Source organism: Pseudoduganella aquatica (genome assembly GCF_009857595.1).
GTDB lineage: Bacteria > Pseudomonadota > Gammaproteobacteria > Burkholderiales > Burkholderiaceae_D > Rugamonas > Rugamonas aquatica_A.
Window position 1 is genome coordinate 80,445 of record NZ_WWCU01000014.1, and the last position, 18,667, is coordinate 99,111.

Below are 18,667 nucleotides of genomic sequence, written 5' to 3' on the forward strand. Positions count from 1 at the left end.
GGGCGCTTTGGGCCCCGGGCCGCCATGCCTGCTTACTTGCCCCGGCCCGCGCTGATGAGGAAGTTCTGCATCGTCGCTTCGGCCACCGAAGCCCACTGGTTCTGGTCCTGGCGGAACTTCTTCCACGGCTCGTAGATCTTGGCGAACTTGGCGTTCTTCGCGGCTTCCTCGTTCATGACATCGTTGGCGGCCTTGTAGCAGGCGTCCATCATGTCTTTCGGGAAGTTGCGCAGCTTCACGCCGCTCTTCAGCAGGCGCGCCAGCGCGGTCGGGTTGCGGAAGTCGTACTCGGCCTGCATCACCACGTGCGCTTCGTAGCTGGCCGCCTCGATCGCCGCCTGGTATTCCTTGGGCAGCTTTTCCCATTCCTTGATGCTCACGTAGAACGAGAACGAGGCGCCCGCTTCCCACCAGCCCGGCGCGTAGTAGAACGGCGCCACCTTGTGGAAGCCCAGCTTTTCATCGTCATACGGACCGACCCATTCGGCCGCGTCGATGGTGCCTTTTTCCAGCGCGGGATAGATGTCGCCGCCGGCCAGCTGCTGCGGCACCAGGCCCAGGCGCTCCAGCACCTTGCCCGCAAAGCCGCCCACGCGCATCTTGGTGCCTTTCAGGTCGGCCACGGATTTGACTTCCTTGCGGAACCAGCCGCCCATCTGCGTGCCGGAGTTCCCGCCCAGGAAGTTGATGATGCCGTAGCCCTTGAAGAACTCGCGGGTCAGCTCGCGGCCGCCGCCCTGGTCGTACCAGGCGGTGTGCTGGCGCGAGGTCAGGCCGAAGGGCACGGCGCAGTCGAAGGCGAAAGTGGCGTCCTTGCCGAAGTAGTAGTACGAGGCGCTGTGGCCGCACTCGACGGTGCCCGCTTGCACCGCGTCCATCACCTGCAGGCCGGGCACGATTTCGCCGCCGGCAAACGAGCGGATATTGAACTTGCCGCCGGTGAGCTGGGAGACGCGCTTGGTGAAGGTATCGGCTGCGCCGAAGATGGTGTCCAGCGATTTGGGGAAGCTGGACGCCAGGCGCCAGTTAATCGTGGGCAGGGACTGCGCCAGGGCCGGCGCGGCGATCACGCCTGCGGTGGCGCCGGCTGCGGCCTTGGTAATGAATGAACGGCGTTCCATACATTGTCTCCTTGGTTTTTTGATATGCCGAAGACAGTGTATGGAAACATGGCTATGCTTGCAACGAAAAAATTAGCCTCCCGCAACAACCATTTTTTCGATCAGGATGGAGCCGGTTTGCTTGGTGCCGCGCACCAGCACGTCCGCGCCGATGCCGACGATTTGCTGGAACATTTCCTTCATATTGCCGGCTATGGTGATCTCCTCCACCGGGTACTGGATCACGCCGTTTTCCACCCAGTAGCCGGACGCGCCGCGCGAATAGTCGCCGGTGACGTAGTTGGTGCCCTGGCCCATCAGCTCGGTCACCAGCAGGCCGGTGCCCATCTTTTTGAGCATGGCCGCGAAATCGTCGTTTTTCTTCGTCAGCGAGGACGTCAGCGACAGGTTGTGCGAACCGCCCGCATTGCCGGTGGTTTTCATGCCCAGCTTGCGCGCCGAGTAGGTGGACAGGAAATAGCCCTGCACCACGCCGTCCTTGACCACGTCGCGGCGCTGGGTGCGCACGCCTTCCTCGTCGAACGGCGCCGAGCCAACCGCGCCGATCACGTGCGGATCTTCGTCGATCTGGATATGGGACGGGAACACCGACTTGCCCAGGCTGTCGAGCAGGAAGGTGGACTTGCGGTACAGCGCGCCGCCGGAAGTGGCTTGCACGAAGGCGCCCAGCAGGCCGGCGGCCAGCGGCGCCTCGAACAGCACCGGGCAGGTGCGGGTGTCGAGCTTGCGCGCGTTCAGGCGGGCCAGCGCGCGTTCGGCGGCGTAGCGGCCGATGGCTTCCGGCGCGGCCATCTTGGCGGCGTCGCGCACGGAGCTGTACCAGTCGTCGCGCTGCATCTTGGCGCCCTTGCCGGCAATCGGCGCCACCGACAGGGTGTGGCGCGAATACGGGTAGCCGCCGATAAAGCCGCGCGAGTTGGCCGACACGAAGTGCGACTGCTGCACGTGCACGCCGGCGCCTTCGCTATTGGTGATGCGCGGATCCACCGCGAAGGCGGCCGCTTCGGCGCGCTGCGCCAGCGCCACCGCTTCTTCGGTGGAGATCAGCCACGGGTAGTACAGCTGCAGGTCGCGCGGGTTCTTTTCCAGCATGTCCTCGTCGGCCAGGCCGGCGCAGTCGTCGTCGGCCGTGAAGTTGGCGATGTTGTAGGCCGCGTCCACGGTGGCGCGCAACGAGGCGGCCGAAAAATCGGACGTGCTGGCGTTGCCGCGCTTCTTGCCGATGAACACGGTCACGCCCAGGCCCTTGTCGCGGTTCTGCTCGATGGTTTCGATTTTGGCCTTGCGCACAGAGACGGACAAGCCGCTGCCCTCGCTGATCTCGACGGCGGCATCGGTGCCGCCCTTTTCGCGCGCATACGCCAAAACGTCGCGTGCAAGCTGCTTCAATTGATCTTGGCTGTGGCTGAATGCGGAGTCGCTCATGTGGTGTTTTCTTCGGGTAGCCGGTAAAACAGTTATCATAGCAGTCGTTTACAGTTTTTACAGGCCGGGTTTAGCCCGGCCTCACAGTTATCATGCCAAATGCAAACCGGGGCGCCGTCGGCTTCAAATCCTCCGAATTCGAACAAGAATACGAGCGCCCGTCCAAAACCGAAATGAAGCGCCAGTCCGACGCCCTGCAGGCGCTCGGCGCCGAGCTGGTGGACGCCCCGCGCGACCGCGTCAAGCGCGTCCCTATGCCAGAGGACGTGAAAGAGGCCATCCTGACTTGCCAAAGTATCACTAATCACGAAGGCCGCCGCCGCGCGATGCAGTTCGTGGGCAAGAAGATGCGCACCCTGGACGAGGAAGAAGTGGCCATCATCCAGCGCACCATCGAGGGCTGGAAAGGCGCGTCCAAGGCCGATACGGCTGCGATGCACGCGCTGGAACGCCGCCGCGACAAGCTGCTGGCCGACGACAACGCGCTCACCACGCTGCTGTCGGAAAACCCGGAACTGGACGTGCAGCACCTGCGCACCCTGATCCGCAACGCCCGCAAAGAGCAGGCCGAGAACAAGCCGCCCAAGGCTTACCGCGAAATCTTCCAGATCCTGAAGCAGATCGACGCCAAAAACCGCAAGGCCAAGGCTGACGATGCTAAAGCCGAGGATGAGGACAGCGAAGAAGATGACGAGTGATGTCTTAGTCATTGGCCTGGTGTCGGTCTCGGACCGCGCCAGCGGCGGCGTCTATGAAGACAAGGGCCTGCCTGCGCTGCAGGAATGGCTGGCGTCCGCGCTGACTACGCCCTTCCGCGTCGAAACCCGCTTGATTCCGGACGAGCGCGCGCAGATCGAAGCCACGCTGGTGGAGCTGGTCGATACCGCGCGCTGCCACCTGGTGCTGACCACCGGCGGCACCGGTCCCTCGCGCCGCGACGTTACGCCGGAGGCCACGCTGGCCATCGGCACCAAGGAAATGCCCGGCTTCGGCGAGCAGATGCGCCAGATCAGCCTGGCCTTCGTGCCGACAGCCATCCTGTCGCGCCAGACCGCCGTGATCCGGGAAATCGCGGGTTTGGGTGAACCTCACGCCGCGCTGGTGATGAACCTCCCGGGCCAGCCGAAAGCCATCAAGGAAACCCTGGAAGGCCTGAAGGACGCCGACGGCAAGCAGCTGGTGGGCGGCATCTTCGCGGCCGTGCCCTACTGCGTGGACCTGATCGGCGGCCCCTACATGGAAACCAATCCGGCGGTATGCAAGGCATTCCGCCCCAAATCGGCTATCAAGCCTGCCTGAGGATCGCATTGATGACTGACATGACTGCACTGCTGGATAACATCGAAATCGAATCGGGCGCCAACCCGACCGTGTCCATCATCTGGATGCACGGCCTCGGCGCCGACGGCAACGACTTCGTGCCCATGGTGAATGAGCTGGACCTGGACGGCCTGCCCGCCATCCGCTTCATCTTCCCGCACGCGAACACCATGCCGGTGACCATCAACAACGGCTACGTGATGCGCGCCTGGTACGACATCGTCAACACCGACCTGGGCCGCCAGGAAGACGAAAAAGGCCTGCGCGCCTCGCAGCTGCAAGTGGAAGCGCTGATCGCGCGCGAAAAAGCGCGCGGCATTCCGGCCAGCCGCATTATCCTGGCCGGCTTCTCGCAAGGCTGCGCCATGACTCTGCAGACCGGCTTGCGCCATCCTGAAAAGCTGGCCGGTTTGATGTGCCTGTCGGGCTACGTGCCGCTGGCCGACAAGACCGAAGCCGAGCGCAGCGAAGCCAGCCTGGCCACGCCTGTCTTCATGGTACACGGCCGCATGGACCCGGTGATCCCGGTGGCGCGCGCCGAAGCCTCGCGCGACCTGCTGGTCAAGCTGGGCTACCAGGTGGAATGGCACGACTACTACATGCAGCATTCGCTGTGCCAGGAAGAAGTCACGCACATCAGCGCGTGGCTGAAGAAAGTGCTGGCCTGAGTTTAAAAGGGCCATGATGTTTGCGGGCATACGCTTACTGACGCTGCTGCCCGGCGCGGCCACGCTGCTGCTTGCAGTTTCCGCCACGGCCGCCACCGGCACGGCGGCGCCGAAATCAGCAGCGCCGGCGCCCTGGTGCGACCGGCTGGCGGACCGCCTGCCCAAAGTCTCGGCGGCTGCCTGCCGCGAGAGCGCCGTGGTACCCAGCGGCGCCAAATCCAATCTCGGCTTCCCCATACTTGAACGCGACATCGCCGCGAGCGCGCCTGCCGGCACGGGCGCGGCCCCGCTGCGCGTGCTGCTGCTGGGTGGCATCCACGGCGACGAACTCACCGCATCGGCCCTGGTGTTCCACTGGCTGAAGCAGATGGACACGCCGGCCGCGCAAAGCCTGCAATGGAAGGTGGCGCCGCTGGTCAATCCGGACGGCCTGCTGGCCGCCAAGCCGCAGCGCGTGAACGCGCGCGGCGTGGACCTGAACCGCAACTTCCCCACGCCCGGCTGGCAGCAGGAAGCGCCGCGCTACTGGGCCAAGGCCACGCGCAGCGACCCGCGCCGCTTCCCCGGCAAAAAGCCGCTGTCCGAGCCGGAAAGCCGCTGGGTCAACGACGCCATCGAGCGCTTCCAGCCGGACCTCATCGTCTCCGTGCACGCGCCCTACGGCGTGCTGGATTTCGACGGCAAGCCGGAACCGCCACGCAGCTTCGGCCACCTGTCCTACCGCCCGGTGGGCGTCTATCCCGGCTCGCTGGGCAACTACAGCGGCCGGCACAAGCAGGTGCCGGTGATCACCATCGAGCTGCCGCACGCGCAGGCCCTGCCGCCGGACGCCGAAATCGAGCGCATCTGGCGCGACATGCTGCTCTGGATACAGCGCAACGTCACGCCTGCCTGACAGCCCTGCGCTACGGCAGCGGCGCCGCGCTGGACGGCGGCGCGGGCGTCTGCGCCGCATTCATCAGCATGGCCAGGAAAGTGTAGTAGCCGTTCAACCCCATCAGATCGACCACGCCGTGCTCGCCAAACAGCGCCAGCGCCGCGTTGTAGGTCGCGTCGCTCACGCGCTTGTTGCGCTGCAGCTCCACGCAGAAGTCGTGCACCAGCGCCTCCCCGTGCGTCATGGCGGCGGGACGCCGGCCTGCGGCGATGGCCTCCACCATGGCGGGGCTGATGCCCTCCTCCATGGCGATGGGCGCATGGATCGCCCACTCCACCTGCTGGTCCCACTGCCGCGCCGTCACCAGGATGGCCAGCTCGGACAAGCGCGTGCCGATGGCGCTGCGGTAGCGCAGATACTCGCCCATCTGCTGCGCAGCGGACATCAGCTCGGGACTGCGTATCAAGGGCACGAAAGGGCCGTACAAGGCGCCGCGCGGGCCGTCTATCACGGCCTGCGCCACCGCTTGCTGGGCAGCGTTCAATTGCTCGAGAGGGATGGGAGGCAGGCGGTCGGTCATGGTGGCTGGGAGATCGTTGCGTTGGACAGAGTGTCCAGCAACTGCCATGGAAACGCAACCGGCGCGCCGCCTCCTGCGGATGCCTAGCGGCGTGCGCGGCGGCGCAGCAGGCCCGCGCCGGCCAGGCCCAGCGCCAGCAAGGCGGCGCTCGACGGCTCGGGCACAGTGCCGTACACGTCCAGCTTGGCCGAGATCAGGTTGAAGGTATCGGCGCCGGTACTCTGCTCGGCGAACCAGAGGTTGAAATTGTGGCTGCTGGAAATCAAGCTGAACACATCACTCTGTGCGCCGGAAATAATGAACGACTGGGTGGTGCTGCCATTGCCGCTGCCGGTATTGGTCATGTCGTACAGCGTGGCGCTACCCAGCGTGCCGGCGGCGGGGCGCATTCTCCAGTCTTCCGCCAGGATATTGCCGGTGTCGCTGAAGCTCAGCGTCAGGGTCAGGTGGTCGAGGCTCTTATAGCCCAGGTTGCTGAAGTTGAACAGGTCGCTGAAACGGTTGCAGCTGGACGGCGACGTGTCGCGCACCGTGATCGAGTTGGCATTGAGGGTGTCGCACGAACCTACCCCAGTGCTGGCGGCGGAACCGCCAGCCGAGCCGTAGGCTTTGGAAATACTGCCCAGCTGGATGACGGCAGCGTTGGCGCTCAGTGCCGAGCAAGCCAGCAGCAGCGCTGGCAGGGAGAACTTCATGAATTTAAACATGTTGTCATCTTTCAATATTTTTAATGATCGGCCAAGGCCGGCAAATTGTTACTATTGCCTATAAAGCACTTTTCATGCCACTCCGGCAATATTAATTTCGCAAAGGGCATTTTTGTTTTTCTCAGGCACTTCTTGGCGGCCATGATAGGCCAGTGGTGTAAAGAATTCCGACAGTATCCCCGTGGGAACATTGTTAATTGCGCAGGGCAAGACAAAAATCAACAAGCCCGTACGCGCGGCGTTTTATCGTCGTCTTTCCTATCCACCGCGAGGACGACATGAGCCATATCATTCACCGCAGCCTGCGCCACACGCCCCCCATCGCCGTCAGCGGCAGCGGCATCACCATCCGCGACAACCGTGGCAACAGCTATATCGATGCCAGCGGCGGCGCCGCCGTGTCCTCGCTGGGCCACGGCCATCCGGACGTGACCGCCGCCATGCATGCGCAGATCGACCGCCTGGCCTACGCCCACACCGGCTTCTTTACCACCGAAGTGGCCGAGGAACTGGCGGCGCGCCTGGCCTACGACGCGCCAGGCGACCTGAATCACGTCTACCTGGTCTCCGGCGGCTCGGAAGCGATGGAGACGGCACTCAAGCTGGCGCGCCAGTACTTTGTTGAAAGCGGCCAGCCTCAGCGCAGCGTATTCATCGCGCGCCGCCAGAGCTACCACGGCAACACGCTGGGCGCGCTCGCCCTGGGCGGCAACGCGTTCCGGCGCAAGCACTTCGCGCCGCTGCTGATGGACGTACGGCGCGTGTCGCCCTGCTACGAGTACCGCGACCGGCTGCCGCAGCAGACGCTGGGCGACTACACCACGTCCCTGCTGTCGGAGCTGGAGGCGGAGATCCTGGCGGCCGGGCCGGAAAACGTGATCGGCTTTTGCGCAGAGCCGGTGGTGGGCGCCACGGGCGGCGCCATTCCGCCCACTCCGGGCTACTTCAAGGGCGTGCGCGCGCTGTGCGACAAGTACGGCATGCTGTTCATCGCGGACGAGGTGATGTGCGGCATGGGGCGCACCGGCACGCTGTACGCGGTTGAGCAGGAGAGCGTGCTGCCCGACCTGGTGGCGCTGGGCAAAGGCCTGGGTGCGGGCTACCAGCCCATCGGCGCGGTGCTGGCGCGCGAGCAGGTGGTGCAGCGCATACGCGACGGCAGCGGCGTGTTCCAGCATGGGCACACCTACATCGGCCATCCGGTGGCGGCGGCGGCGGCGCTGACCGTGCAGCGCATCATCCAGCGCGACTGCCTGCTGGGCGCGGTGACGGTGCGCGGCGCGGCCTTCAAGCGCATGCTCAAGGACGCGTTCGGGCAGCATCCGCACGTGGGCGATATCCGGGGGCGGGGGCTGTTCTGGGCGCTGGAGCTGGTAAAGGACAGGGACAGCAAGGAGCCCTTCCCGCCGGCGGCAAGGCTGCACGCGGCGGTGAAGGAGGCGGCCATGGGACGCGGGCTGATGGTGTACCCGATGGGCGGCACCATAGACGGCGAGCGCGGCGACCATGTGCTGCTGGCGCCGCCGTTTATCGCCACCGAGGCGGAGCTGGCCGAGATTGTGGGGCGGCTGCAGGAGGCGCTGGCGAGGGCGCTGGCGTGAGCGGCGGGTTACGCCCTTGCGGGCTAACCCGCCCTACGATAAGACCTGGGCTGGGTCGTCAACCGTAGGGCGGGTTAGGCGGCACGCCGTAACCCGCCACTGCCGCCGGCTCAATACTGCTGGTAGGCGATGACGTCCTGCTGCTGTTCGCCGAGGCCGGCGATGCCCAGGCGCAGGAAGTCGCCCTTCTTCAGGAAGCGCTTCGGCTTGCGGGCGTTGCCCACGCCTGGCGGCGTACCGGTGGCGATCACGTCGCCCGGTTCCAGCGTCATGTACTGCGACAGGTAGCTGACGATCTGCGCCACCGAGAAGATCATGTTTTCGGTGCTGCCGGTCTGCATGCGCTTGCCGTTCAGTTCCAGGTACAGGTCCAGCTTATTGACCTGGTAGACCTCGTCGCGCGTCACCAGCCACGGACCCACGGGACCGAAGGTGTCGCAGCCCTTGCCCTTGTCCCATTGCGAGCCCTGCTCGAACTGGTACTCGCGCTCGGACAGGTCGTTGATGACGCAGTAGCCGGCGATATGCTTCTCGGCGTCCTTCTCGCTCACGTAGCGCGCGCGGGTGCCGATGATGATGCCCAGCTCCACTTCCCAATCGGTCTTCTTCGACCCCTTGGGCAGCATCACCGGATCGTCCGCGCCGGACAGGCAGGTGGTGGCCTTCATGAAGACGATGGGTTCCTTCGGAATCGGCAGGCCCATTTCTTCTGCATGGTCGTAGTAGTTCAAACCGATGCCGATGAATTTGCCCACTTTCGCCACCGGCACACCCATGCGCGGATTGCCGCGCACCAGCGGCAGATCCGCATGCGGAATCTTGGACAGCTTCTTGATGGCCTTGTCGGACAGCTGCTCGGGACCGATGTCATCGATCACGCCGGACAGGTCGCGCAGCTTGCCTTCATCATCTATCAGGCCGGGCTTCTCTTTGCCGGGCCGGCCGTAACGAACCAGTTTCATAATCTTCCTTGGAGTTGATAGCCGCCATTTTACCGGATCGCGCGCGGCCACCCCGGCGGCGCATCAGGAAGCGTACCAGGCCCACGGTTTGCAGCAGCACCAGCACGCCGAACGCGGCCTGGTAGGCAATGGCCGGATAGTGCTGCAAGGCGTCCGGCCGCCACAGGCCGACGATGGCGCCGAAGCCCGCCTGCACGGCAAACGCGCCCAGGAAAATCAACAGGTTCAGGCAAGTGGAAGCGCGTCCCGTCAGTCCCGGCGGCATGGCCTGCGCGACGATGGCGTACTCGATGCCGGTGATGGTGCCCACCAGCGTAAACAACACCGACAGCAGCTGGTAGCTCGGTGCCCAGTTCAGCACAAAGCCGCACTGGATGGCGATGTAGACGGCGATGCCGGCGGCGGCAACGCTGAGCGGCGCAATGTTCCTGCGCGCGGCCCACTCGGTGATCATGCCGACCGAGATGGCGCCGAAGATCACCGCCGCCATGCCGAGGTAAAGCAGCCAGGCGATGGCCTGCTGGTCGAAGTGTGCCACGTCGTTCAGCCAGCGCGCTATCCACAGGCCCTGGATGCCGAAGAACACCGCGTGCGGAATCAGCACCAGTGCGGCCGTGTCGCGGAACACGGGATGGGCGTAGACCTCGGCCAGGATGCTGCGCAAGGGCAGGCGCTGCGGCTTGCGCGGCGCTTCGGGCGGCGTGGGCGCGAGCAGGTAGATCAGCAGCGCGATGACGGCGCAGCCCGCCGCCAGCGCAATGAACAGCCAGCGCCAGTCCACGTAGTGCAGCGCCAGCCGCACCGGCAAGGTGCCGCTGGCCGCGCCCAGGCCGCCGGCGGCGATCAGGTAGCCTTGCACCGACGGCAGCTTGGCGGGCGAGATCCAGATGGAGATGGACTTGACGGCGGCCATGAAGCAGCCCGCCAGGCCCACGCCCATCAGCGCGCGCGCCAGCAGCAGCTGGTTCAATTCGCGACTGCCCGCGAAGGCCAGCGCGCCGACGGCGGCCACGCACAGCATGGCGAACTGCACCCGGCGCGGACCGTAGCGGTCCAGCGCCACGCCCACCGGCAGCTGCACCAGCGCGAACGAAAAAAAGTACGCGCTGGTGAGCAGCCCCAGTTGCGCCGGCGTGAGCGACAGCTCGGCCATCAGCTGCGGCGCCAGGATGGCGTTCACATTGCGCAGCAGGCTGGAGATGTAGTGGCCCAGCGCAAACGGCAGGAACACCAGGAAAAACACCTGCACGCCCGGCAGCGAACCGGGTGCACGCACCCGGCCAATAACGGCAGGCACCCCATACGCCAGCAAGGAGGCGCCGTCATTGGCGCCTCCACGGCGGGTTATCGAACATGCAGCTGGCGCGTAGGGCGGGTTAGGCGCGTGCGCCGTAACCCGCCGAAGGGGAGCGCCGCCAGCCGACTCGGCATCATCCATGGCGTCAAGCCGCGTTGCTGTGCGAGCCGCAGCCCGAGGGCGGCAGCACCGCTTCGCCGCGCGCCGTCGCCAGCCGGATAATCTTGCGCGGCGCAGGCTCGCCTTCCTCGAAGAAGAACTTGTCCTTGCCGAAGGCCGGCACCAGGTCATCCATCCACGTCGCGTCCGGATCGTACTTGGCGTAGAAGGGCTTCCGCACCCAGTCCGCATTGCGCGCCTGCAGGAACTGCAAGGCAAACACCTTCTCTCCCGCGATGGTGGCCACGCCGTCTATCACCACCTTGCCCGGGAAGGCGCTCATCGACGGCCCGCGCACCGTGCGCGACAGGCCGGACACCATCTGGTATGCCTGCTGGAAAATCTCGTGCGCGCGCGCCAGCGGCAGCTGGAAGTATTCGCGCGGTCCGGTGTCGCGCTCGACGAACATGTAGTACGGGATCGCACCCAGCCTCACGCCGGTGGTCCACAGCTCGGCCCAGCTTTTCGGATCCTCGTTGATATGCCTGATCAGCGGCCCCTGCATGCGCAAGGTGGCGCCGGTGCCGACGATGCGCTTGACGGCCTTCTGCGCAATCTCCTGGCGCAGCTCCACCGCGTGGTTGTAGTGCCCCATGATGGCCATGTTCTTGCCCGAGGCGACCACGCGCTCGAACAGGCGCAGCAAGTCGTCCGAGTCCTTGTCGGACACGAAGCGCTGCGGCCAGTACGCCACCGACTTGGTGCCGATGCGGATGTTCTGGATGTGCGCCAGATCCGGCGCCAGCAGCGGCTCGATGAACTCGGCCAGCGAGCGCGTGTTCATGATGAGCGGATCGCCGCCGGTGATCAGCACGTCCGTCACTTCCTTGTGCTCGCGCAGATAGGCCGCCAGCTGCGTGGTTTCCCTGGCGTCGAACTTCATGTCGTCCATGCCCACGAACTGCGGCCAGCGGAAGCAGAAAGTGCAGTAGGCGTGGCAGGTCTGCCCCGCGCTGGGGAAGAACAACACCGTCTCCTTGTACTTGTGCTGCAGGCCTTTCAGCGGCGCGTCGTTCACGCGCGGCACGTTGTGCGTCATCTGCCCTGCCGGGTGCGGGTTCATGCGCATGCGGATGCCGTGCACATACTTGGCGATGGCCGCGTCGTCCTTCTTCACCAGCACCAGGTCGCGCAGGTGGGCGTACTCCTCCGGCGGCAGCATATCGCGGTGCGGGAACACCAGCCGGTAGATAGGATCGTCCGGCACCTTGTTCCAGTCGATCAGCTGGTCCAGCACATATTCATTGGTGCGGAAGGGCAGCACGTGCGACACCACTTGCGTGGCCTCGCGCAATTCCTCGGGCATCCACTCCCACTGGCGGGCCTGCTTGATGGTCTGGCGGGTGTAAGGCTTGAACTTCACGGGCATGGCGTCTGCGGTCATTGCGATCTCCAGTCTGAAGTGGTTGGCGGCACTTCATCGTAGTTTTCATGCGGTCATTCGCGTTGCCTTACATCAATTTGCGACCGGCTATTTTCTAGAAAGTAAGAAATCTTTGATGCATCTGCATGGCGCGGACATGACTTGCAGCAAGCTTGCGTTATCGCAATTCGGACTCCGCCTGCCGAGCGTAAATTAATCCGACACACACAACCCTGGGAGTCAAGCCATGAAACGACTGATGAACACCGCCCTGCTCTGCCTGGGAATGGCCGCCGCGGCAGCGGCCTCGGCCAACAGCGAACCCACCGAAAAAGACGCCATCGCCATGGCCGAACGCGGCGCCGCCTTCATGAAGGCGAACGGCAAGGAAGAGATGATGAAAAAAATCAGCGGCAAGGATCCGGAGTTCCTGCAGGGCTCGCTGTACGTGGACATGCGCGACATAAACACCGGCATCGTGCTGGCGCACCCGGTCAACCCCGCCATCGTCGGCAAGGACCTGACCGACGTGCCGGACGCCAACGGCAAAAAATACCGCCGCGAGATCATCGAGCTGGCCGCGAAGAAGGGCAAGGGCTGGGTCGACTATATGTACAAAAACCCCACCACCGGCAAGATCGAACCCAAGACCACCTACATCCTGAGGGTGGGCGACGTGGTGCTCGAAGCGGGCATCTACAAAAAATAAGCCTTGGAGGCAGCCATGCTGAACAAAATGCGGATAGGACCGAAACTGCTGCTGGCGCCCGGCCTGGTGCTGGTGCTGCTGGTGGCCACGTCGGCCAGCGCCTGGTACGGCATGGTGCGCCAGAACACGGCCATGGAGAACCTGGTACAGGTGCGCGCCGCGCGCCTGCAGGCCACCGCCAGCGTGATGGGCGACGCCCGGCTGGCGCACGCCAATATCTACCAGCTGCTGGCCTGGATCAACGGCAGCTTCGCCCAGGCGCGGCTGGACGCGCTGGGCGCGCAGATCAAGGGCCGCCACGCAGGCGTGGACAAGCAATTGGCCGCGCTGGCCGCCGTGGCCGATCCGGCCGAACGCGCCATTGTCGACGCGTCCTCGCAGGCGCTGGCGGCCTACCGCAAGCAGGTGCTGGAGACCATGGAGATCGCGGCCGTGGACCAGTCCATCGCCACCAACTCCATGGCCAAGGCCGAGGCCCAGTTCGTGCTGCTCAACGAGCAGCTGGGCAAGCTGGCCGCCCTGGAAAAGACGCTCAGCGTACAGGCCCACGCGGAGGCGCGCGCCGGCTTCCATGCGCTGGGCGCGACCATGGCCGGGCTGGTGCTGCTGTCGGTGGCGCTGTCGCTGCTGGCCACGGTGCGGGTGCGCGCGGCGCTGCTGCGCGACGTGCGCGCCATCGGCGAAGCGGTGCGGGAGCTGGCGGCGGGCCGGCTGGTGCTGGGCCGGCGCAACGAGGGCCGCGACGAGATCGCCGACACCGCGCGCGCGCTGGACCAGACCATCGCCAAGCTGAACCAGACCCTGCTCACCGTGACGGGCGCGGTGCAGGCCATCGACACCGCCTCGCACGAAATCGCCAGCGGCAATCTGGACCTGTCCAACCGCACCGAGCGCCAGGCCGCCTCGCTGGAGGAAACCGCCAGCGCCATGCAGAACCTGACCCAGGCCGTACGGCAGAACGCCGACAACGCACGCCTGGCCTGCGACCTGGCGGCCAGCGCCAGCGGCCTGGCCAGCAAGGGCGGCGAGGCGGTGGCGCAGGCGGTGCACAGCATGGACACGATACGGGCCAGCTCGCGCAAGATCGTCGAAATTATCGGCGTCATCGACGGCATCTCCTTCCAGACCAATATCCTGGCGCTGAACGCAGCGGTGGAGGCGGCGCGCGCCGGCGAATCCGGGCGCGGCTTCGCGGTGGTGGCGTCCGAAGTGCGCACGCTGGCGCAGCGCTCGGCCGGCGCGGCCAAGGAGATCAAGGCGCTGATCGCCGCGTCCGTGGCCACCATAGACAGCGGCAGCGCCTGCGTGAACCAGGCCGGCAGCAGCATGGACGACATCGTGGCTTCGGTGCGGCAGGTGAACGACATCATCACCCGCATCAGCGACGCCAGCGCGGAACAGGCGCAAGGCATCACGGAAGTGAACCAGGCCGTCGAGCGCATCGACGACGTGACGCAGCAAAACGCCGCGCTGGTGGAACAGGCCGCCGCAGCGGCCGCCAGCCTGCAGGAGCAGACGGTGCACCTGTCGCAGGCGGTGGGCGTGTTCCAGCTGGACCAGGGCGGCGAGGCCGAACAGCCCGCGCCGGCACCGGCAGAGCCGCACGGTGAACGCCGCGCAGCCGCCAGCCCGATGCGCGGCATGGCGGTCGTGCCTCCCGTGCCGCGTCGGCGCCCTGCCGGCGGGTTACGGGCTGCGCCCTAACCCGCCCTACGATCCGATCCGATCTGGCTCCACATGATGGGGAGCGTAGGGCGGGTTAGCGCAGCGTAACCCGCCATGCATGCGGCGCGTTGGCAGCTTACCGGAACGGCTTGCTCAGAAACCGCGAGCCCGCCTCGCCAAAGCGCCACGGCAGCTCCACCGCCTTGGAGATGCCGATGCGCGGCCCCACGGCCAGCGCCACCGGCCCGGCGGGCGGCAGCAGCGCGAACGGCGGCGCCGCCAGCGCCAGCCCGTTGTGCGCGCGCGTCACCGCCATCGCCTGGCACAGCTTGCCAGGCCCGGAGCACAGCATGCGCACGTCCTCGCCGCCGCGCCGCACCCGCATCGCGTCCAGTCCCGCCAGCGGCTCGATGGCCCGTATCAGCACCCCGGCCCCGTGCCCCGGCTCCCGGCACACAAAATTCAGACACCAGTGGATGCCATGCGACAGATACACATAAGCATGTCCCGGCGGCCCGAACATGGAGGCGTTGCGCGCGCTCGGCCCGTTGTAGGTGTGCGCGGCCGGCTCGCTCATGTCGTAGGCCTCGGTTTCCACGATGCGCCCGCCCACGCCGTTCACCAGCACCGTCACACCGATCAGCTGCGGCGCCACCTCGTGCGAAGGTGCGTTAAAATCTATCCCGGCTATGAAAGTAGTCATATCGGCAATGGTAGCGCGCCACGCGGTGCTCAACTGCCAATATTTCAATGTAACAGCCCGCATTTACATTTTTTTCTTGGAATTTTGCGCTATAGCAACGCGGAACAAGCGATAATCGAAGATCCACGCCGACCCGCCTTTGTCCTAAACATCATGACCTCAGTTGCAGCCCCCGCCCCGGTAATCGAAACGACGGTAGAAGACGCGCTGCTGCGCTCCATCCGCATACCGCCGCGCCCCAGCCTGCTGGTCGACCTGCAACGGGAACTGGCCGAGGCGGACCCGTCGCCGCGCCGCATCGCCCGCATTATCGGCAACGACGTGGGCATGTCGGGCGCGCTGCTGAAGCTGGCCAACTCGCCCTACTTCGGCGCCGCGCGCAAGGCCAAGTCGGTCGAGCAGGCCATCAACTTCCTCGGCATCAACCAGTGCGCCGCGCTGCTGACCGGGCTGCTGGCGCGCCAGGCCATCGACGGCAAGGACGGCAACCTGGACAGCTTCTGGGAAGTCTCGGCGCGCCGCGCGCAGGCGCTGGTGTTCACCTCGCGCAAGCTGCGCATCGCCCCGCCGGACATCGCCCACACCTTCGGCCTGTTCTGCGACATCGGCGTGCCGCTGCTGATGGCGCGCTTCCCCGACTACAAAGACACTTTCGCCCTGGCCAGCCAGGACGCCGAGCGCAAGTTCACCGCCATCGAAGACGCCCGCCACAGCACCAACCACGCCGCCATCGGCTGCCTGCTGGCGCGCAACTGGGGCCTGTCGCCGGACGTGTCCTGGGCCATCCTGCACCACCACGACTACGCCGTCATGACGGACGACGCCACCGACGACGCGGTGCGCTCGCTGGTGGCGCTGTCGGTGCTGGCAGACAAGGGCATCCAGCGCTTCCACGGCAACAGCGGCTCGCTGGAATGGGACAAGGGCGGCGAGATCGCCTGCGCCCACCTCGGCCTGTCCGAAGACGAAGCCGCCGACCTGCTCGACGAGCTGCACGAAACCTTCCACATCGAACACTAAACACGCCTTTCGCGCACACATGCCTAAAAATAAGCGCCCCGCCCCCCGCAAGAACAGCACGCCGCTCGAAGACAAAGAAGAATTCCTGGCCGAGGCGCTGTGCGCCGCCGCCCTGGAACTGGCCGAACAGGAAGACAGCGAGCAGCTGAGCGCCGAGCTGCGCCAGAAGGCCGCCGAGTTCCCGCGCCAGGTGCGCAAATACGTGCAGCAGAAGAAGGACGAGCTGCTCTACAGCGCCATCGAACTGGCCCGCTTCGAGGACGTGGACGCCTACCGCCTGCTGCGCGACACGGTGGAGGAAGCGGCCGGCACCGTGCTGGTGCGGCGCGAAGGCCAGCCCGACGTCGAGATCAACGCCTTTGCCATCCCGGTGTTCGTGCGCAGCACGGGCGGCCTGGCGCAGGCGCAGGAATTCCAGGACGAGGCGGCCTTCGAGGCGCTGCTGCAGAGCTTCACCAAGGGCGGCCTGGAAAGCCCCAAGGCCAAGGTGGTGCTGGTGCAGCACGCCTACGACCTGGACGAGATCGACCGCGTCAGCTACAGCCAGCTCAACGCCATGGTGCGCGAAGCCACCACGTCCATGACGGACAAGAAAATGCACGCTGCGCCCGCGCTCGAGCGCAGCATGGGCGGCTGGGCCGCCACCGCCTTCGGCGCGGACGACACGGCGCTGGAGCTGCGCTTCCTGCTGGGCTTTGCCATGAAGCGCGCCGACGACCCGTTCTACCTGGCGCCGGAAGGCGAGCAGGAACAGGACGACTACTACGCCGCGCGCATGGAGCGCTACCGCCAGTGGACGGTGGACGCCGCGCCGCTGGTGCAGCGCTGCCTGGCCGGCGCGCGTCCGCTGGAGCTGAACTTCCTGTACCAGGACCTGTTCTACGGCGCCAAGGAACAGGCGCAGTCCGAATACGCGCTGCTGGACACCATGGCCAAGCTGGGCCGGGCGCTGGAAGCGCATCCCGGCGCCAGCGCCGTGATCGCCCCGGCCGACGTGCGCGGCAGCATGGTGCTGCGCGTAAACCTGTACAGCGCGCCCGGCGCGGCGCCGCTGCTGTCCTGCGACCAGCCGATCGACCTCGGCTGCGACCTGCAGCTGGAAGTGGACAATATCGCCGACGCGCTGGCCACCATAGGCCTGCACGCGGTGTCCGTGGCACAGCGTTTCGACGCCCAGGGCCAGCCGGTGGACGCCCAGCCGCTGGGCTGATCCGCCCTGCGCGGCCATGACGCGCCGCCGCATAATTGCTGTTTGACAGTCACAATGCAGCCGAGGATACTTGTTTCATGGAGGTGTGCCATGAAACGCTTTGCTGCCCTGTTCCTGTCCGTGCTGCTTGCCGGCTGCGCCTCCCTGGCGCCGCCGCCCCCGCCTCCGCAGCTGTTCCACGACCAGCTATTCGGCCAGCCCGACGCCGATATCGGCCCCGACCAGATTTTCGCCCTCACGGACGAGATGAAGAAATATGCGCACTCGCTGATCAACTCGCGCGCCAAGCGCGAGCCGCAGCTGGTGCTGTTCGATGCGCTGTACAAGCGCGACCTGCTGCAGCTGGAATACGACTCCACCATGACGCGCAACGCCGCGCAGACCTTCGCGGCGCGGCAAGGCAACTGCCTGTCGCTGGTGGTGATGACGGCGGCCATGGCGCGCGAGATGGATATGACGGTGCAGTTCCAGGCCGTCACGACCGAGGAATCCTGGAGCCGCAGCGGCAATCTGTATTTCGCCAGCGGCCACGTCAACCTGGTGCTGGGCAAGCCGCGCATGCTGGACGTGCAAAGCGTGGAACCCAACCAGTACATGGTGGTGGACTTCGAGCCGCCCGCCGACACCAGGAACCTGGTGACGAAGGAAATATCGGAACGGCGCATTATTTCCATGTTCATGAACAACCGCGCCGCCGAATCGCTGTCGCGCCGCGAACTGAACCGGGCCTACTGGTGGGCGCGCAAGGCGGCCGAGGCCGACCCCACTTTCTTCAGTCCCTACAACACGCTGGCCATCGTCTACCAGCACCACGGCAACCTGCAGCAGGCCGAAGCGGCGCTGCGCTACGCGCATGTGCTGCAGCCCAATAACACCGTCGCCATGTTCAACCTGGTCCAGGTGCTCGACGGCCTGGGCCGCCCGCTCGAAGCGGCCGCCATGCGCGAAGAGCTGGCGCGGCTGGAACCCTATCCGCCCTTCCATTTCTTCAATCTTGGCCAGCAGGCCATGAAGGAAGGCGACTATAAAAAGGCGCGCAAGCTGTTCGCGCGCGAAGTGGACCGCGCCCCCTACTACCACGAGTTCCACTTCTGGCTGGCGGTGGCGTCCTATCAGCTGGGCGACCTGGCCACGGCCGACAAGCACATGAAGCTGGCGCGCGACAACAGCACCACGCGCAACGACCACGAGCTGTATGCGGCCAAGCTGGACAAGCTGCGCTTCCAGGAACGCCAGCGCAACGCCTATTCAAATTGACAAGGCAGGTCAGGGGCGGGTTA

Annotated in this window: 18 protein-coding genes; 10 read left to right on the plus strand and 8 right to left on the minus strand. The window is 65.7% G+C overall.

From position 1 onward, the window contains the following. Positions 1-32 precede the first annotated feature (32 nt). Positions 33-1,121 (minus strand): TRAP transporter substrate-binding protein, encoded by a 1,089-nt coding sequence (locus GTP77_RS14220; protein ID WP_161072814.1) that lies wholly within the window; start codon positions 1,119-1,121, stop codon positions 33-35. A 72-nt stretch (positions 1,122-1,193) separates the two neighbouring features. Next, entirely contained in the window at positions 1,194-2,546 is a 1,353-nt protein-coding gene (gene pmbA / locus GTP77_RS14225; RefSeq protein WP_161072815.1) for a metalloprotease PmbA, read from the minus strand. A 92-nt stretch (positions 2,547-2,638) separates the two neighbouring features. On the opposite strand from pmbA, the gene yjgA reads away from it, so the two are divergent. Genes yjgA through GTP77_RS14245 form a run of 4 tightly spaced genes read left to right on the plus strand, consistent with a single transcriptional unit; the run spans position 2,639 to position 5,429 of the window. Beyond that, positions 2,639-3,244 (plus strand): ribosome biogenesis factor YjgA, encoded by a 606-nt coding sequence (gene yjgA / locus GTP77_RS14230; RefSeq protein WP_161072816.1) that lies wholly within the window; start codon positions 2,639-2,641, stop codon positions 3,242-3,244. Continuing rightward, positions 3,234-3,845, plus strand: coding sequence for a molybdopterin adenylyltransferase (mog, locus tag GTP77_RS14235; RefSeq protein ID WP_161072817.1), 612 nt, complete (start codon positions 3,234-3,236; stop codon positions 3,843-3,845). The genes yjgA and mog overlap by 11 nt, the downstream gene beginning before the upstream one ends. Before the next feature lie 20 nt (positions 3,846-3,865). Beyond that, a complete protein-coding gene (locus GTP77_RS14240) occupies positions 3,866-4,534 on the plus strand; it encodes an alpha/beta hydrolase (protein ID WP_161072869.1) in 669 nt (222 codons plus the stop codon). A 13-nt stretch (positions 4,535-4,547) separates the two neighbouring features. Further along, positions 4,548-5,429, plus strand: coding sequence for a M14 family zinc carboxypeptidase (locus tag GTP77_RS14245; RefSeq protein ID WP_229202191.1), 882 nt, complete (start codon positions 4,548-4,550; stop codon positions 5,427-5,429). 10 nt (positions 5,430-5,439) lie between these two features. Here the strand turns inward: GTP77_RS14245 and GTP77_RS14250 are convergent, their stop codons facing one another. Further along, positions 5,440-5,991, minus strand: coding sequence for a carboxymuconolactone decarboxylase family protein (locus GTP77_RS14250; RefSeq protein WP_161072818.1), 552 nt, complete (start codon positions 5,989-5,991; stop codon positions 5,440-5,442). An 83-nt stretch (positions 5,992-6,074) separates the two neighbouring features. Continuing rightward, the gene (locus GTP77_RS14255; RefSeq protein ID WP_161072819.1) at positions 6,075-6,698 is read right to left on the minus strand and encodes a PEP-CTERM sorting domain-containing protein; all 624 of its coding nucleotides are present in this window, start codon (positions 6,696-6,698) and stop codon (positions 6,075-6,077) included. Between the two features lie 278 nt (positions 6,699-6,976). Between GTP77_RS14255 and GTP77_RS14260 the strand changes: the two genes are divergently transcribed. Next, positions 6,977-8,299 (plus strand): aspartate aminotransferase family protein, encoded by a 1,323-nt coding sequence (locus GTP77_RS14260; RefSeq protein WP_161072820.1) that lies wholly within the window; start codon positions 6,977-6,979, stop codon positions 8,297-8,299. A 110-nt stretch (positions 8,300-8,409) separates the two neighbouring features. On the opposite strand, the gene GTP77_RS14265 is transcribed toward GTP77_RS14260, so the two are convergent. The 3 genes from GTP77_RS14265 to GTP77_RS14275 all read right to left on the minus strand — a co-directional run bounded on the left by GTP77_RS14265 (position 8,410) and on the right by GTP77_RS14275 (position 12,101). Beyond that, entirely contained in the window at positions 8,410-9,261 is an 852-nt protein-coding gene (locus GTP77_RS14265) for a fumarylacetoacetate hydrolase family protein (protein WP_161072821.1), read from the minus strand. After that, a complete protein-coding gene (locus GTP77_RS14270) occupies positions 9,206-10,558 on the minus strand; it encodes an MFS transporter (protein ID WP_371869360.1) in 1,353 nt (450 codons plus the stop codon). Before GTP77_RS14270 ends, GTP77_RS14265 begins: the two co-directional genes overlap by 56 nt. A 145-nt stretch (positions 10,559-10,703) precedes the next feature. Then, a complete protein-coding gene (locus GTP77_RS14275; protein ID WP_161072823.1) occupies positions 10,704-12,101 on the minus strand; it encodes a KamA family radical SAM protein in 1,398 nt (465 codons plus the stop codon). 226 nt (positions 12,102-12,327) lie between these two features. On the opposite strand from GTP77_RS14275, the gene GTP77_RS14280 reads away from it, so the two are divergent. Together GTP77_RS14280 and GTP77_RS14285 are read left to right on the plus strand one after the other, a co-directional pair. Beyond that, positions 12,328-12,789: a cache domain-containing protein gene (locus GTP77_RS14280; protein ID WP_161072824.1), complete on the plus strand. Its 462-nt coding sequence runs from the start codon at positions 12,328-12,330 to the stop codon at positions 12,787-12,789. Positions 12,790-12,804: 15 nt separating this feature from the next. Further along, complete coding sequence (locus GTP77_RS14285; protein WP_161072825.1) at positions 12,805-14,493, plus strand: methyl-accepting chemotaxis protein; 1,689 nt, start codon at positions 12,805-12,807, stop codon at positions 14,491-14,493. A 97-nt stretch (positions 14,494-14,590) separates the two neighbouring features. On the opposite strand, the gene GTP77_RS14290 is transcribed toward GTP77_RS14285, so the two are convergent. Beyond that, on the minus strand, positions 14,591-15,157 hold the full coding sequence (locus GTP77_RS14290; protein ID WP_161072826.1) for a DNA-3-methyladenine glycosylase: 567 nt from the start codon (positions 15,155-15,157) through the stop codon (positions 14,591-14,593). Between the two features lie 153 nt (positions 15,158-15,310). On the opposite strand from GTP77_RS14290, the gene GTP77_RS14295 reads away from it, so the two are divergent. From GTP77_RS14295 to GTP77_RS14305, 3 genes are all read left to right on the plus strand, one after another. Next, positions 15,311-16,177, plus strand: coding sequence for an HDOD domain-containing protein (locus GTP77_RS14295; RefSeq protein ID WP_161072827.1), 867 nt, complete (start codon positions 15,311-15,313; stop codon positions 16,175-16,177). A 19-nt stretch (positions 16,178-16,196) separates the two neighbouring features. Further along, positions 16,197-17,387, plus strand: a complete 1,191-nt coding sequence (locus tag GTP77_RS14300) for a DUF2863 family protein (RefSeq protein WP_161072828.1) — start codon at positions 16,197-16,199, stop codon at positions 17,385-17,387. A gap of 90 nt (positions 17,388-17,477) precedes the next feature. Beyond that, positions 17,478-18,644: a tetratricopeptide repeat protein gene (locus tag GTP77_RS14305; RefSeq protein WP_161072829.1), complete on the plus strand. Its 1,167-nt coding sequence runs from the start codon at positions 17,478-17,480 to the stop codon at positions 18,642-18,644. Positions 18,645-18,667: the final 23 nt, after the last annotated feature.